The organism is Streptantibioticus silvisoli (genome assembly GCF_027947535.2).
Lineage (GTDB): Bacteria > Actinomycetota > Actinomycetes > Streptomycetales > Streptomycetaceae > Streptantibioticus_C > Streptantibioticus_C silvisoli.
The window spans coordinates 44,651-59,188 of the sequence record NZ_JAAGKO020000006.1 but is presented as its reverse complement, the minus strand read 5'-3'; the positions used below and the strand labels follow the sequence as shown (position 1 = coordinate 59,188).

The window sequence follows — 14,538 nt, the reverse complement described above, 5'->3', positions numbered from 1 at the left end:
CGTGCGAGACGAGACCGGCCGACTGGTACGGCACCACCTGGACCGCGCCGGTGTCGACGGGGAGGTGACCGACGCGCGGGCCATGTCCCACAACGGCTACAACGACCTGTACCGGGTCACCTTCACCGCCCGGCCGCCGCTGATGCTGAAGGTGGCGCCCCCGGCGGACCTCCCGTGCCTGCGGTACGAGACCGACCTGCTGCGGGGCGAGGCCGTCTACTACCGCGCCGTCGGGCCGTCCGGGGCCGGGCCGATGCCGACCGTCCTCCACCAGGACGACGCCGGGGCTGCGCCGGGAGCGCAGGGCGGGACGCCCCCGGGAGCGCAGGGCAGGGCGTTCCTGCTGATGTCGGTGCTGCCGGGCGAGTCCTGGGCCTCCCTCGCCGACGAGGTCGAAGAACGCGAACGGCGGGCGCTGCGTACGCGACTCGGCGGGATCGTGGCCCGGGCGCACACGGTCACCGGGCCGGCCTTCGGTTATCCCGCCGAGTCGGTCGCGCCGCTGGACGCCTCGTGGCGGCAGGCGTTCACGGCCATGACCCGCGCGCTCGTGGCGGACGCGCAGCGGTTCGGCCCCCGGTTGCCCCGGCCCCTGCCGGACATCGAGGCGCTGATGGCCGCCGGGTCCTGGGCGCTGGAGGAGGTGACGGTCCCCGTCGCCGTCCATTTCGACCTGTGGGAGGGCAACGTCCTGCTCCAGGGCGCGCCGGGCGCCCGGCGGGTCAGCGGCATCGTGGACGGGGAGCGGATGTTCTGGGGCGATCCGCTGGCGGACCTCCCCTCGCTGCGGCTCTTCGACCGCGCCGAGGACGACCCGCACTTCACCGCCGGCTACCGGGCGGCCGGCGGCACGATCCCCGACGACGAGGCGGCCCGCACCCGGCTGGCGCTGTACCGCTGCTACCTCTACCTGATCATGCTCACCGAGACGGTGCCCCGCCGCTTCACCCCGCTCGAGGCGGCCCGCACGCGGACCCTGGTGTACCCGGCGCTGGAGGCGGCCCTGAACGTGCTCGCCGCACCGAGCGGAGGCGGCGCGTGATCGCGGTACTGACCTCGGGCGTGGCCCTGGGGGTGCACACCCCCGGCCTGCTGCTCGCCGACCGGTTGCGGGACCGGGGAGTGCGCGCCGAGACGCTGGTGCTGGAACGCCTGTTACCGCCGGAGCGGCTGCGGGGCATCGAACGCTCCCGCGGCCACTTCCACCGTGACATCCGGTTCGCCCGCGCGGGCCAGCGCATCGCCGCCGACCCGACCACCGCGATACCGGACGAGGCGGCGGAGGAACTCGGACGCCGCTGGAGGCGGACCGGCGTGGAGACGCTGGTGGTGTTCTCCGGCTTCTGGCTGCCCGTCCTGGAACGCGCCCTGGGCACGCGGGCGGACCGGCCGCGCGTCGTCATCTGCCATGTGGACTCGGCCGTTTCGCCGTCCTTCCGCCGGGCCGACCTGACCGCGGGCGGCGCGACGCAGGTGTGGCTGGCGAGCGCCGAACACGGGACGGTGCCGTGGACGATCCCGGTCGGCGGTCCCCCGGTGCCGTGGACCGAACGGCCGCGCCGGCTGCTGGTGCACGGTGGCGGCTGGGGCATGGGCACGTACCGGGAACGGGCGCAGGAACTGCTGGAGCACGGCCACGCGGTGGACCTCGTCGTCCACGAACCGCACGACGTTCCCTCCCAACAGCGCTCAGGGGTGCGGTACTTCGCCATGGACCCGGACTGGCACCCCTGGCACGACGACGGCTATCCGCCGCTCGCCCAGGTACCCGCGGGGTGGAGCGGCCGGGAGCCGGTGCGGTACACGCGCGGGGCCGGCCGGCATCCGTCGTTCGACCTGGCGGCACGGGCCGAGGCGATCGTCAGCAAGCCGGGCGGCGGCACCCTGCTGGACTCCCTGTGGTCCGCGACCCCGCTCGTCCTGCTGGAACCGGTCGGCGACCACGAGGCGCGGAACGCGGAACTGTGGTGCGCGCTCGGCCACGGCATCACCTACGAGGCGTGGCGCGCGACCGGCTTCGACCGCGAGACCCTGGCCCGGCTGCACCGCAACCTGCTGCGCGCGGTGGACGGGCCGCGCGACCTGGCGGCCCACCTCGCCGGGGCGGGGACCGGGGTACCGGCCGGCGGGAGGAGCGGACCGTGCTGAGAATGCGGATGGCCCCGGCGGACCGCGGCGGGCGACTCCTGCCCTCCTTCACCCAGGAGGAACGGCTGCTGACCGGCCGGGACGACCACTTCCCCAACAACACGCTCACCTTCGGCCTGGAGATCACCGGCCCGCTCGACGTCGCCCTGATGCGGCGGTGCGTCGGCGAGGTGACGGAACGTCACGAAAGCCTGCGCACGGTCTTCCCGCAGGGCGGCGACGGGCAGCCCGTCCTGCGGTTCCTGCCGCCCGAGCAGGCGGTCGACATCACCGAGCACGACCTCTCGTCCGCCGGACCGCGCGACGACGGAGACCGTGAGGGCGAGGGCGAGGGAGACGGCGGGAGCGGGGGCACAGGCAACAGCGGGGGCACGGGCGACGGCGAGGTCGACAGCGACGCGCGCCTTCGCGAGCGGGGGATCGGCCTGCTGACCGAGGCGGCGTCCCGGCCCTTCCACCTGGCGACCGGACCGCTGTTCCGGGTGGACGTCGTCACCTTGTCCCCGCGGTGGCATCTGCTGGCCGTCGTCGTCGACCACCTCGTCGCGGACGGGCTGTCCTGCGACATCCTGCGCAACGACCTGCTGGCCCTCTACGCCGCCCGGCACGCCGGCCGGCCGGCCCAACTGCCGCAGCTGCCGCTCCAGTTCGCCGACTTCGCCGCCTCCGAACGCGCCCACCTGAGCGGGGAGACCCTGCGGCGGCTGATCTCCCACTGGCGGACCACTCTTGACGGCGTCGACCCCATTCCGGCCTCGGGGCTCACCGATCCGGCGGCCGGCGGCGGCGTGCCGCGGCTCGTCGTGCGGCGGACCGCGCTCGACGACGACACCCGGCGGGCGCTGCGGACCACGTCGCGCGCCCACCGCGTGACGCCCTCCGCCGTCTACGCGGCCTGCCTGAAGGCGGTCATCAGGGACCGGCGCCGGGCCGCCGGGATGGGACCGGAGCGGGCCGGCGACGTCGCCATCATGGGGTCGCTGGCCAACCGGATGAACCGTCAGATCGCTGACACCGTCGGCTACTTCGCCACCCCGTGCGTCCTGCGGACCGACGTGTCCGGCGAGGCACCGCTGCTGGAGCTGGCCAGGCGCGAGAACGCCGTCATCTTCGCCGCCCTGCGCCACCAGGAACTCCCCCACGCCCTCATCACCAAGGCGCTCAATCCCCTCCAGTACGGCGCCAGGCACCGGGCCGGACTGCGGCACGTCCCGCACTACGTCAACTTCGACGTCACCGACGGCACGGCTGTTCAAACCCGCGACGTCGCCGATCTCGTGGTGGAGCAGATCCGCGTCCCGCGCGACGAGGTACCGCGCGGCGGCATCCGCGTCCTCGTCCGCCACACCGGCACCGGCCCGGTGGTCGAGCTGCGCGTGCGGTCCGACCTCTACAGCGACGCGTGGGCCGACGACTTCCTCCGTGACCACGTCGACAACATCGCCCGCACCGTGCGCGGTTCCGGCTGAACCGGCCGCCCCGTGCAGCTGCACCGGCGGCGGGCCGACCGGTGAACCGGCCTGCGCTGCCGGCTTGTTGCCGCGCACCGGACGAGGCGCCGCCGGACGGAGGCGGGCCAGCCCGGCGAACCGGCCATCGATGTGCGGCAGTTGCTCCGTGGGAGTTCACCGTCGCGGGCCGGGGAGGATTGAGGGTGGCGCGCAGGTGATCTGGATTCGTCGTGCCGGGGATGACGACGACCATGCCGCCTGCCTGACCGGGCCGCGCTCGGCGATTTCCGATGCCTCTTCGGCGGATTCCCACGGCGCCCCGAAGATCAGCAGCACCGCCTTTCCCGAAATCCTGAGCACCCGCACACGCGCCTGCATACGCATACGCACACCGGGATTTTCTTCGGTTTGCCCGCGCCGGACGAACGGGTACGCCGGAACGGTTGTTCAACTGATCGCCCGGACAGTTGAACGCCTCTCGCAGGCACCGGAGAGCGGCAACCTGCCGAAACAGCGGATAATCACCGCCGGCGATGGTGTGCCCCGATAGCAGGGGGTTGACGCGGTCGCGCGCGGCGATTCGGCCAATGAGGTGTGCCCCTTGGGGCGTGCGTGCCCGGTGAGGACATTCGCCGGAATACGTCGGGCGGGGTCGGGAACGGCGACGTGGGCGGAAGCGGCGACGTGGGCGGAAGCGGCGACGACGACCGGGGCGGGGCGAGGGCGGAGCCGGGAGCGGGCGCCGGTGCCGGAGCCGGTGCCGGGCCGGGGACCGGAGAAGGGGCGCGGGCGGAGCCGGTGCTGGGGCGGGGCGGGGGCCGGGAGCGCAAGAGGGCAAACCCCGATCATGAGCCGTGCCGGCAGGCCCGAAATTCCGAGGCCGCCGCGTCACGGGACCACCATGCGATCGAATGCGCGGAGCGCCCACCGGTCAGGAGAAGTCGATTTCGGCCAATCTGCGCATTGCGACTTCTTGGTATTGCGCGATTGGCGCTCACAGCCGACCCTGAAACGCTGGCCCGCACCACCGCCCCCCACTTCGACGGAACTCGGACCGAGCCCTCGGCGCGATCGCACCCATGGCGCGGCATTCAGTGCTGCGCCGGTGGACCCTCCGGCCGTAACGGGTTCAGGTTGTCACGCGCGCGGTCGCCGGAACGTCGGCCCCCTCGGCGGAAAAACGGGACGAACAGAAGGTGTGGCAATGCCACGGCGGAAAGTAGCGGGTCGGCCGAAAGCAGCCGGCCGAATGATCTTACTTCTCCGAGGAGCACCGATGTCCCAAGACGATGGTGTGACCATCGATGGCGGAGCCGACTTCCTTCGCCGAATCGCCTCGCACCTGCAAGAGATCCACACGTCTCCCGTGCGATTACTGGCCATCGGTTCGCTCACCTGGGATGACTCTCCGCGCGTTTCCGGCCTGGACGACAACCATGTCCGGCTGCTCGCCAACCTGGAATCGCCCCTGCCGCCGATCACCGTCCATGCGCCGACCCTGGCGGTCATCGACGGCGCGCACCGCGTCCGGGCCGCGCTGCTCCAGGGCAGGGAGCGCATACCGGCGTACGTCTTCGGCGGGAGTCAGGACGAGGCGTTCCTGCTGTCCGTCTCGGTGAACACCACGAACGGGCTGCCGCTTTCGGTCGTGGACCGCGTCAGCGCCGCCCGGCGCATCCTGACCGCCCACCCGGCGTGGTCCGACCGCGCCGTGGCCACCGTCGCGGGGATGTCGGCCAGTGCGGTGGCCGCGCTGAGACGCCGAGCCACCCCCGCCGGCGACCGGCCGGCGGTGCGCATCGGGCGCGACGGCCGCCTGCGACCGGTCGACCGCGCGATCGGCCGGGAGCGGGCGAGTGAGTTCATCAGGGCGAATCCCACCGCCACCCTGCGCCAGGTGGCCGCCGCGGCCGGCATCTCCCCCGCCACCGTGGCGGACGTCCGCGACCGCCTGCGCCGCGGGGTCGACCCCGTACCCCGCGGACGGCGGGCCGGGGAGTGCCGGATGGATCGTTCCGCTCCCGCGATGTCCCGCGCCCACGAGGGGCCGGACGGCGAAGGCAGGTCTCTCGCCGGGCTGACGGAGACGCTCCTCCGGCTGCGCCGGGATCCCGCACTGCGGTTCAACGACACCGGACGCGAGGTCCTGCGGCTGCTCAGCATCTGCACGGCCACCGCCCAGCGCCGCCAGCGCATCCTCACCACGGTTCCGGCGCACTGCCTCGGCCCGCTCGCCGAGCTGATGCACGGATACGCCGACGTCCTGCGCCAGTTCGGGGAGGAACTCGAACAGGCCAACGGCAATCCGACGGCGATTCCCCGCCGTTGAGTGTGATGTGACGGCGCATCAATTAACGCGGACATGGTTCGGCCCGGCCGGAGTGCCGGGTCAGCTCGACAGTTCTTCCCGTCGGCGGTCGTGGCCCGTAGTCGCGGGGAGAGCGTTGTCGATGAGGACGGCGGCGATGGCGGCGGCGGTGGGGAAGGCATCGGCATCGAGGACCCGGGTGCGGGCTGCGGCGCCATCGATGAGCAGCGCGAGCTGCTCGCCGAGCCGCTCGGGGTCGGCGGCACCGGCTTCGCGGGCGGTGTCGGCGAGCCGCGCGGCGACCGCCTTCTTGTAGTCGCTCGCGTACCGGGATGCGGGGTGCTGGGGGTCGTGGAGTTCGACGGCGGCGCCGATGTAGGGGCACAGCGGGGTGCCGGGAGGGATGTCGAAGGCGGCGAGGAGCCGTTCGCGGGGCGTGAGGTCGGTGCGGTCGAACACGCCCGGCAGAACGGAGGGGTCGAACCGGCGCAGGTACTCGGCGACGAGTTCGTCCTTGCCGGTGAAGTGCTGGTAGGCCGTGCGCTTGGACACCTCCGCCGCCGCGCAGAGCTCGTTCATGCCGGTGCGGTTGATGCCCTGCTCGCGGAACAGCTGCTGGGCCGCGCCGAGGATGCGCTCGCGGGCGCCCCGGCCGCGGCGGCGGCCCGTGGGGCCCTTCTCCAACTCCGTCATGGCTCCATCGTACCGCAGCCAGGTAACGACCGGTGTACATAGTTGCGCACGGGCCACCCACCCCGTACCGTAAGCACACAGGGCGGTTTACTTAACACCGTAGCCCCGGGTCCACAGGGCACCACCGATATAGCCGACGGCGGCACCACCGCCATCCGAACCGAACCCCACACAACCAGGGCAGGACATCTCATGAGCAGCATCAGCATCATCGGCACCGGCAACATGGCCCGCACCATCGGCGCACGGGCGATAACGGGCGGCAACACCGTCGAGGTCATGGGCCGCGACCGGTCCAAGGCCGCCGACCTGGCCCAGGCTCTCGGCAGCGGCACCACGACAGGCGAATGGGGCACCGCCCCGGCCGGGGACATCGTCATCGTGGCCCTGCTGTACGACGGCGTCGTGCCGGCCATCGCCCAGTACGGCGACGCTCTCGCGGGCAAGGTCGTCGTCGACATCAGCAACCCCTTCAACTCCACCTTCGACGGGCTGGCCCACCGCGAGGAGACCTCGATCGCGCAGGAAGCCGCCAAAGCGGTCCCGGCCGGTGCCAGCGTGGTGAAGGCGTTCAACACCGTCTTCCGCCACGTCCTGGAGAAGGGCCGGCCCGACGTCTTCCTGGCCGGCGACGACGCGCGGGCCAAGGCGAGTGTGGCGGCGTTCGTCGAGAGCCTCGGGATGCGCCCGCTGGACGTCGGCGGCCTGAAGATGGCGCACTGGCTGGAAGGAGCGGGCGTGGTCACGGTGGGCCTCGCCAACCACGGGGTGGGGAACCTGGACTTCGCCCTGGGCATCACCGAGCTTCCCGTCTGACCGGACGGTCGACGGAACACCGAAGGGGCTCGCCATGAAGCTTGGTTTCACACTTCCCGTCATCGGGCCCGCTGTCAGTGGCGCAGCCGGCCTGAGTACGTTCTGCCGCGGGATCGAGGACCTTGGCTACGACACGCTGTGGGTCGGCGATCGCCTGGTCCAGCCGGTGGACATGCACAGCGTCCATCCGGGCAAGGAGCGGCCGTACCCGCCGCAGATGAAGCGCTGCCTCGATCCGGTGCTGCTGTGGACCGTCGCCGCGACGGCGACCAGCCGGGTGCGGCTGAACGCCAGTACGCTCAGCACCTTCTACTGGGAGCCACCGCACCTGGCCCGGACGCTGACCACACTCGACGTGCTCAGCGGCGGCCGTCTCGACGTCGGCGTGGGACTGGGGTGGATGAAGGACGAGCACGACATCTCCCGGGGCGCGAACTGGCACCGGCGCGGGCGGATGCTCGATCTCCCGCGTGACGTCGGGGCCACGGCGGCAGAAAAGGCCGGAGACTACTTGCCAGCGGACGGCCGTTGAGGTTGACCGGTGATCCGCGACGATGGACGGCAGTGCCCGCGTTTCATCGACTCGGCGGTGCGTCGTCCACCGAGACGAACGCTTGACTCCCGCCGGGATTCAGTTCGCCCATCGTCGCGACGAATTGACAGGACGTCATGAACATCGGAGTACTCCCGGTCGGCGACGTGCGCCCCACGAAGGACTGCGCCGACGAGGTGATCGTCCGAACCAGCCGGTCGCACTGCGCCGGGCTCGAACCGGGTTGGTTCGCACGGCAGTTGGACCGCGACTCGCGCACCCTCGGCAGTCTCTCCGAACGCGACGAACGCGACGAACGCGTTGGTGCGGCGGGCGGTGCCACCCCGAACTGACGGACCCCGCGCGGCCCGCGGGCCGGCACGTCGGAAGTCCCCACCGGCCACGAGCGGCCCGTACCGCGACAGGGAGACCACGAGAATGGCTGAGACCGGCGTCTTACTCGTCCGGACCAGGCAGGCCACGGGCGAGTGGCAACGCATCGCGTGGCGCCCGGTGTCGGCGGTGGCCGCGGTGACCGCGCTCATCCATCTGGCGGTGGCGACGCGGTACGGCTGGAACCGGGACGAGTTCTACTACGTGATCTGCGGCCGGCACCTGGCCTGGGGATACGTCGACCAGCCGCCGCTCGCCCCGCTGCTGGCCCGGCTGGCCTACGCGCTCGACAACGGCCTGCTGCCGCTGCGGTTGCTGGCCGTCGCGGCGCAGACCGGGTGCGTACTGCTCGCGGCCAAGCTGGCCGCCGAGTTCGGCGGGCGGCGGCGTGCCCAGGTCGTCACCGCCGCCGCGATCGCGGCCTGTCCGGCGTTCGAGGCGGCGGCCCTGCTCTTCGGCACCACCGTGCTGGACCAGTTGGCGTGGGCGGCGATGTTCGTCCTGATCGCCAGGGCGCTGCGGCTGGGCACGGTCCGGGCCTGGCTGGCGGCAGGCGTGACGGCGGGCGTGGGGCTGGAGAACAAGCAGACCCTCGCCGTCCTGCTGATCGGTGCCGCCGCGGGCCTGTGGTGGTTCCGCCGGGACGCGCTGCGCGCCCGGGGGCCGTGGCTGGCCGCCGGGGCCGCCGTGCTGCTGGCCTCCCCCGACCTGGTGTGGAACGCGCTGCACGGCTGGCCGCAGCTGCGGATGTCCCGCGTGCTGGCGGCTCAACAGGGCGGTGCACTCGGCTCGTTGGCGCACCTGCCGGAACTGGTGCTGTTCCTGGCCGGGCCGCCGCTGATCGTACTGTGGCTGCTGGGGACACGGTGGCTGGCCTCGCGGGACGGGCATGGGCACCGGTGGGTGCTGGTGGTCGTGGTGGTGGCCGTCGTGGCGTTCACCGCGGGCGGCGGCAAGCCGTACTACCCCGCCCCGGCGCTGGTCGGCCTGTTCGCCGCCGGCGCGGTGCGGGTGGAGGCCGCCGGCACCGCGCGCGGCCGGATCGGGTGGCCGGCGGCGATCGCGGTCTCCGCGGCGATCGCGGTGCTGGTCGGCCTGCCCGTACTGCCGCCGAGCATGGCGACACGGCTGCGCCCGCTCAACGCCAACCTGATGGAGACCTACGGCTGGCCCCAGTTCGTCGACCAGGTCGCCAGAGTCGCGGCCACCATGCCGCCCGGCACCGTCATCTTCACCAGCAACTACGCCGAGGCGGGCGCGCTCACCCTCCTCGGCCCGGCCGACGGCCTGCGCGCGCCGGTCTACAGCGGCCACACCTCCTACGGTGAGTGGGGGCCGCCCCCGGGACGACCGGACACCGTGCTGTGCGTCGGCGTGTGGGAGACCCGCTACCTGCGCCAGAACTGGTCCCGGGTGACCGAGATCGCCCCGATCCGCCTGGCTCCCGGCCTGCGCAACCAGGAGACCACCGAGCACGGCGCCATCTACACCTGCCGTCAGCCGCACGGCAGTTGGGCGCAGATGTGGCCGCGGCTGCGCCATCTCGACTGAGGACGCGACGACGACGACCGGCGGCCGGGAAGCGGGGACACCTCAGCCTTCCCGGACGGCACCGCGCACCCCGCACGCCCCGCCCCGCACGGACAGCACCGCGCACCGCCCGCCACCGCCCCGCACGGACGGCATCGCGGCCCCGGACGGCCCCGCGCCCGCTGGAGGAGACCCCCGTCACCCCGCGCGGGACGCCTACTGCTCCAAGGCGGAGACCTTCGTCATGGCGACGAGCCACCCCTGGACGCCTGCCGGGTCCAGGGTGATCTCGATGACGGCCGGCTCGATGGAGTCGACGCGCAGCGTGCCGGCGAACGCGGTGGTGATGTCGTCCCGCGTCAGGCGGTGCGGTCCCACGGTCCCCGGTTCGCTGGGTTCCCGTTCGCTGAAGCACAGCATGAAGTAGCGGCCCCCGAGGCGCAGGGACGCGTCCAGGCCGGCCGTGAAGCGGGCGCGGTCGGCGGCGGCGAGCATGTGGAACAGGCCGCAGTCGAGCACCGTGTCGAACCGCTCGCCCAGTGCCGTCAGCGCCCGCGCGTCGTGGTGGAGGAACCGCACGGCGGCGCCGCGCCGGTGTGCCTTGTCCCGCGCGGTGCGCAGCGCGGTGTCCGCCAGGTCCAGGCCCGTGGCGTCCAGGCCGAGGCCGGCGCACATCAGGACGTGCTCGCCGGTCCCGCAGCCGATGTCCAGCACCCGTCCCCGGATCGCGCCGGACCGCGCGAGGCCGAGGAACGCGGACTGCGGGCGTCCGATGTCCCACGGCGGCCGGTGCGTGTACAGGTCGTCCAGCGGCTGCCCGGGGTTGATGCCGCTGATGTCGTCGGGTGAGAGATGCTCGGCCATGACAGGCGATCCTCCATCGCTGCCGTCCTGCGACCCTCGCCGGGTTCGCGTGACGGCGGTGTTTCGTCGGTCGACTGTACGTCGGACCGGTTCTCCGCGCCGGACGGAAGTGCGCCGGACGGACGGTGTCGTCGACCCCGCGTCCGCCACCCCTCGCCGACCGTGGGCTGCTCATCATCGGCCGCCGACCGTCGTCGACCGGCCACCGACGCGCCGGGCCGTCCGGGCGGCCCGGCGCGAGGCGGCGCACCGGCGCCCACCACGTGCGATGGCCCCGGGTGCCGCCGAACCGGTGACCGACGTCCCATCACCACGGTGACGCGTCGCGGCAGCCGCTGCCCGGGTCCGGCGCGATCACGGCGGCCCGTGCGGCGGGCGGACCCACGCCCGCGAACCGGCACGCCGGGCGCCGGTCGGGCCGTCCCGTACCCCGCCGGCGGTGACGGTCGTGTCGCGGTGTCATGGCGGGCGCGTCGCGGTCCCACAGGGGGCACACAGATCTTGGCGCGATGTTCCCCGTGCTGAGGGGGCGTCCGTTCCCTTCTTGTTCCCTTCCCTTGACAGTCCCTTGGGGCAACGACACTCTCAACGAAGAGAGCGCTCTCACGACGTCCGCGCTCCGATTCCCGCAGGTCCGCCCCGCGTTCCGGATACGTCACGGCCACCGAGGACCGGAAAGAAGGCATGCCTGTTTCCAGCACCGCCACGAACGGCAGGAGTGCATGGTGAGAAGGAGATACAGAGCCGCGTCGACGCTGTTGGCCGGTATGGCGCTCGTCGTCACCGGACTCGGCGTCAGCGGAGCGGCACCGTCCGCGTCCGCCGCGCCCAAGGCCCCCGCCGCGGCGCACGCCATGACGACCATGGCGGACATGCCGGGGATGGCCGCTCCGCAGCACGCCTCGGGCGACGACCCGGACGGCGACGGCTATATCCTGGCGAACCCGCAGGTCACCGGGGTGACGCCGTCGTACAACGACCCCCCGCACGCCTACTTCCACGAGTTCCAGGCCAACTGCTCGGTGACGAAGACCGCCCCGGACGACCCGATCGTCTTCCCGCAGCAGCCCGGCGCGTCGCACGACCACACGTTCATGGGCAACACGACCACCGACGCGTTCAGCACGACCGCGTCGCTCTCCGCCGGGTCCAGCAGCTGCAAGGCGCCCGACGACCTGTCGGGGTACTGGATGCCGACGCTGTACAACGGCACCCAGCAGATCCTGCCGGTCGGACCGCAGACGATCTACTACAAGTCCGGTGTCACCGACTACACGAGCGTCCGCCCGTTCCCCAAGGGCCTGCGTTTCGTGGTGGGTTCACCGACGACGACCGCCGACCAGTTCCGCGCCAGTCCCGGCTGGGTGGACGGCTGGGAGTGCGGTGACAGCTACGGCAACGTCGACTTCCCACCGAGCTGCCCGGCCGGCTCGCAGCTCAACGTCCGTTTCCAGGCGCCCAGTTGCTGGGACGGCCTCTACCTGGACACCCCGGACCACAAGAGCCACATGGCCTACCCGATCGTCAAGCCCGGCACGAACGACGACGTGTGCCCGACCGACCACCCGGTCGCGCTGCCGATGATCGAGTTCAAGATGGCCTTCCCGGTCAGCGGTGACATGTCCGGCGTGCGGTTCTCCAGCGGGGCGAGCTACTCGTTCCACTACGACTTCTTCAACGCCTGGGACGACGCCACGCAGGCGGCGCTGGTCGACCACTGCATCGTGGGCGGCCTCCAGTGCGACGCGCGCGGTTACGACCAGACCCAGCCGGACAAGGGCGCCGCCCTCGGCCTCGACTACCGCCTGCCCGGCGTCTGAGGAGGCGGTCCGATGCGATTGCACGCACCCATGGCCCTGGTGGCCCTGGTCGCCGCGGCGACCGCGCTGCTGCCCGCGACCCAGGCGCAGGCGGCCGGCAGCGTGGTGAAGGTGACCGGCGGCCAGGGCGCCTGGCAGCTGACGGTGAACGGCTCGCCGTACACCATCAAGGGCGTCACCTGGGGCCCTTCACCCCGTGACGCGGCCGCCGACATGCCCGACCTGACCTCGATGGGCGTCAACACCGTCCGCACCTGGGGCACCGACGCCACCAGCCAGCCGCTGTTCGACGCGGCCGCGGCCAACGGCATCAAGGTGATCGCCGGCTTCTGGCTCCAGCCCGGCGGCGGCCCCGGCGCCGGCGGCTGCGTCGACTACGTGAACGACGCCGCGTACAAGTCCAGCCAGCTCAGCGCGATCACCCAGTGGGTCACCGCCTACAAGGACAACGCCGGCGTGCTGATGTGGGACGTCGGCAACGAGTCGGTGCTCGGCATGCAGAACTGCTACAGCGGCGCCCAGTTGGAGCAGGAGCGGGACGCCTACGTGTCGTTCGTGGACCAGGCCGCGCAGGCGATCCACGGCATCGACCCGAACCACCCGGTGACCTCGACCGACGCGTGGACCGGCGCGTGGCCGTACTTCAAGGCCTACGCACCGCACCTCGACCTGTACGCCGTCAACTCCTACCAGGGTGTCTGCGGCATCAAGTCGGACTGGCACAACGGTGGTTACACCGTGCCGTACATCGTCACCGAGTCCGGACCGCCCGGTGAGTGGGAGGTGCCCAACGACGCCAACGGCGTACCGCTGGAGCCCAACGAGCAGCAGTCGGCGGACGGTTACACCAACGCCTGGAACTGCGTGGAGTCCGACCCGGGCGTCTCGCTGGGCGCGACGATGTTCAACTACGGTACGGAGTACGACTTCGGCGGCCTGTGGTTCAACCTCATCCCCGCCGGTGAGCGCCAACTGTCGTACTACGCGGTGAAGAAGGCGTACGGCGGCGACACCTCGCACGACAACACCCCGCCGGTCGTCAGCTCGGTCACGGTGCCGAACCCGTCGTCCGTCGTGGCCGGCCAGCCGCTGACCCTGACGGCGCAGGCCACCGACCCGAACGGCGACGCGATCAGCTACGAGGTGCTGTACAGCAGCAAGTACGTCGACGGTGACGGCGGGCTGACGTCGCAGTCCTCCACCGACCTGGGCGGCGGCCGGCTCCAGGTGACCGCGCCGAGCAAGCCGGGCGTGTGGAAGATCTTCGTCAAGGCGCACGACGGCCACGGCAACGTCGGGGTGGGTTCGCTGTCGGTCCGGGTCGTGCCGCCGCCGGTCAGCGGCACCAACGTGGCCCTCGGCAGGCCGACGACCGCCTCGTCCTTCGAGTCCGACGGCTACGGCGGCTGCCCGTGCGGCCCGGCCGACGCCACCGACGGCGACCTCACCACCCGCTGGGCCAGCGACTGGAGCGACCCGCAGTGGCTCCAGGTCGACCTCGGCACGGTGACGGCCCTGCACCACATCCAGCTCGACTGGGAGAGCGCCTACGGGAAGGACTACACGATCCAGGTCTCCAACGACGGCCAGACCTGGCAGACCATCCACACCACCACGGGCGGCGACGGCGGGATCGACGACTTCGACGTCTCGGGCAGCGGACGCTACGTCCGGCTCGACGCCACCGCCCGCGGCACCGGTTACGGCTATTCCCTCTACGAGTTCGGCGTCTACAGCTGATCCCCCGGCCGCCGGGGCCACCACGTTTCCCGTGCTCCCCGGCGGCCCGCGACTCCTGCGGCGGCACGGTCGCGCAAGCGGCACGGAACCGCCCGCGGAGGGGTGAGGGCAGCCGGAACGGACATCGCTGCCGGAGCTTTCCGGCGGCGATGTCCGTCCGCGCGACGTGGGGCGACGGGACGCGCACCGGCTCCCGCCCCCAGCACGACCGCTGCCGCGAGCGACCGCGTGGCCGGTTCAGCC

13 protein-coding genes are annotated in these 14,538 nt (G+C 72.3%); 11 read left to right on the top strand and 2 right to left on the bottom strand.

Translation table 11 applies throughout. The features are described from left to right. The first annotated feature begins 1 nt into the window (after position 1). From POF43_RS06465 to POF43_RS06445, 5 genes are all read left to right on the top strand, one after another. Positions 2–1,042, top strand: a complete 1,041-nt coding sequence (locus POF43_RS06465) for a phosphotransferase family protein (protein ID WP_271323920.1) — start codon at positions 2–4, stop codon at positions 1,040–1,042. After that, a complete protein-coding gene (locus tag POF43_RS06460; protein ID WP_271323921.1) occupies positions 1,039–2,148 on the top strand; it encodes a glycosyltransferase family protein in 1,110 nt (369 codons plus the stop codon). The genes POF43_RS06465 and POF43_RS06460 overlap by 4 nt, the downstream gene beginning before the upstream one ends. 2 nt (positions 2,149–2,150) lie before the next feature. Then, the gene (locus POF43_RS06455; RefSeq protein ID WP_271323923.1) at positions 2,151–3,617 is read left to right on the top strand and encodes a condensation domain-containing protein; all 1,467 of its coding nucleotides are present in this window, start codon (positions 2,151–2,153) and stop codon (positions 3,615–3,617) included. 196 nt (positions 3,618–3,813) lie between these two features. Beyond that, positions 3,814–4,149, top strand: a complete 336-nt coding sequence (locus POF43_RS06450; protein WP_271323922.1) for a hypothetical protein — start codon at positions 3,814–3,816, stop codon at positions 4,147–4,149. A gap of 726 nt (positions 4,150–4,875) precedes the next feature. After that, positions 4,876–5,928 (top strand): ParB/RepB/Spo0J family partition protein, encoded by a 1,053-nt coding sequence (locus POF43_RS06445; RefSeq protein WP_271323586.1) that lies wholly within the window; start codon positions 4,876–4,878, stop codon positions 5,926–5,928. A 60-nt stretch (positions 5,929–5,988) separates the two neighbouring features. Here POF43_RS06445 and POF43_RS06440 read toward each other — a convergent pair whose 3' ends face one another. Beyond that, positions 5,989–6,600 (bottom strand): TetR/AcrR family transcriptional regulator, encoded by a 612-nt coding sequence (locus POF43_RS06440; protein ID WP_271323585.1) that lies wholly within the window; start codon positions 6,598–6,600, stop codon positions 5,989–5,991. Between the two features lie 192 nt (positions 6,601–6,792). On the opposite strand from POF43_RS06440, the gene POF43_RS06435 reads away from it, so the two are divergent. The 4 genes from POF43_RS06435 to POF43_RS06420 all read left to right on the top strand — a co-directional run bounded on the left by POF43_RS06435 (position 6,793) and on the right by POF43_RS06420 (position 9,892). Then, the gene (locus POF43_RS06435; protein ID WP_271323584.1) at positions 6,793–7,416 is read left to right on the top strand and encodes an NADPH-dependent F420 reductase; all 624 of its coding nucleotides are present in this window, start codon (positions 6,793–6,795) and stop codon (positions 7,414–7,416) included. A gap of 34 nt (positions 7,417–7,450) precedes the next feature. Further along, positions 7,451–7,948 (top strand): LLM class flavin-dependent oxidoreductase, encoded by a 498-nt coding sequence (locus tag POF43_RS06430; protein ID WP_271323583.1) that lies wholly within the window; start codon positions 7,451–7,453, stop codon positions 7,946–7,948. Positions 7,949–8,085: 137 nt separating this feature from the next. Continuing rightward, a complete protein-coding gene (locus POF43_RS06425; protein WP_271323582.1) occupies positions 8,086–8,301 on the top strand; it encodes a hypothetical protein in 216 nt (71 codons plus the stop codon). Positions 8,302–8,386: 85 nt separating this feature from the next. Further along, complete coding sequence (locus tag POF43_RS06420) at positions 8,387–9,892, top strand: glycosyltransferase family 39 protein (RefSeq protein WP_271323581.1); 1,506 nt, start codon at positions 8,387–8,389, stop codon at positions 9,890–9,892. Between the two features lie 195 nt (positions 9,893–10,087). On the opposite strand, the gene POF43_RS06415 is transcribed toward POF43_RS06420, so the two are convergent. After that, positions 10,088–10,735 carry a class I SAM-dependent methyltransferase gene (locus POF43_RS06415; RefSeq protein WP_271323580.1) on the bottom strand — a complete coding sequence of 216 codons (648 nt, stop codon included), beginning with the start codon at positions 10,733–10,735 and terminating at the stop codon, positions 10,088–10,090. 722 nt (positions 10,736–11,457) lie between these two features. Between POF43_RS06415 and POF43_RS06410 the strand changes: the two genes are divergently transcribed. Beyond that, complete coding sequence (locus POF43_RS06410; RefSeq protein ID WP_271316690.1) at positions 11,458–12,555, top strand: DUF1996 domain-containing protein; 1,098 nt, start codon at positions 11,458–11,460, stop codon at positions 12,553–12,555. Positions 12,556–12,567: 12 nt separating this feature from the next. Next, positions 12,568–14,295 carry a discoidin domain-containing protein gene (locus tag POF43_RS06405; protein ID WP_271323579.1) on the top strand — a complete coding sequence of 576 codons (1,728 nt, stop codon included), beginning with the start codon at positions 12,568–12,570 and terminating at the stop codon, positions 14,293–14,295. The last annotated feature ends 243 nt before the right edge of the window (positions 14,296–14,538 follow it).

Excerpts from the sequence above, each read along its gene's own strand:
- POF43_RS06455 (WP_271323923.1), top strand. The coding sequence starts at position 2,151 with ATGCGGATGGCCCCGGCGGACCGCGGCGGGCGACTCCTGCCCTCCTTC.
- POF43_RS06445 (WP_271323586.1), top strand. The coding sequence starts at position 4,876 with ATGTCCCAAGACGATGGTGTGACCATCGATGGCGGAGCCGACTTCCTT.
- POF43_RS06440 (WP_271323585.1), bottom strand. The coding sequence starts at position 6,600 with ATGACGGAGTTGGAGAAGGGCCCCACGGGCCGCCGCCGCGGCCGGGGC.
- POF43_RS06435 (WP_271323584.1), top strand. The coding sequence starts at position 6,793 with ATGAGCAGCATCAGCATCATCGGCACCGGCAACATGGCCCGCACCATC.
- POF43_RS06430 (WP_271323583.1), top strand. The coding sequence starts at position 7,451 with ATGAAGCTTGGTTTCACACTTCCCGTCATCGGGCCCGCTGTCAGTGGC.
- POF43_RS06425 (WP_271323582.1), top strand. The coding sequence starts at position 8,086 with ATGAACATCGGAGTACTCCCGGTCGGCGACGTGCGCCCCACGAAGGAC.
- POF43_RS06420 (WP_271323581.1), top strand. The coding sequence starts at position 8,387 with ATGGCTGAGACCGGCGTCTTACTCGTCCGGACCAGGCAGGCCACGGGC.
- POF43_RS06415 (WP_271323580.1), bottom strand. The coding sequence starts at position 10,735 with ATGGCCGAGCATCTCTCACCCGACGACATCAGCGGCATCAACCCCGGG.
- POF43_RS06410 (WP_271316690.1), top strand. The coding sequence starts at position 11,458 with ATGGTGAGAAGGAGATACAGAGCCGCGTCGACGCTGTTGGCCGGTATG.
- POF43_RS06405 (WP_271323579.1), top strand. The coding sequence starts at position 12,568 with ATGCGATTGCACGCACCCATGGCCCTGGTGGCCCTGGTCGCCGCGGCG.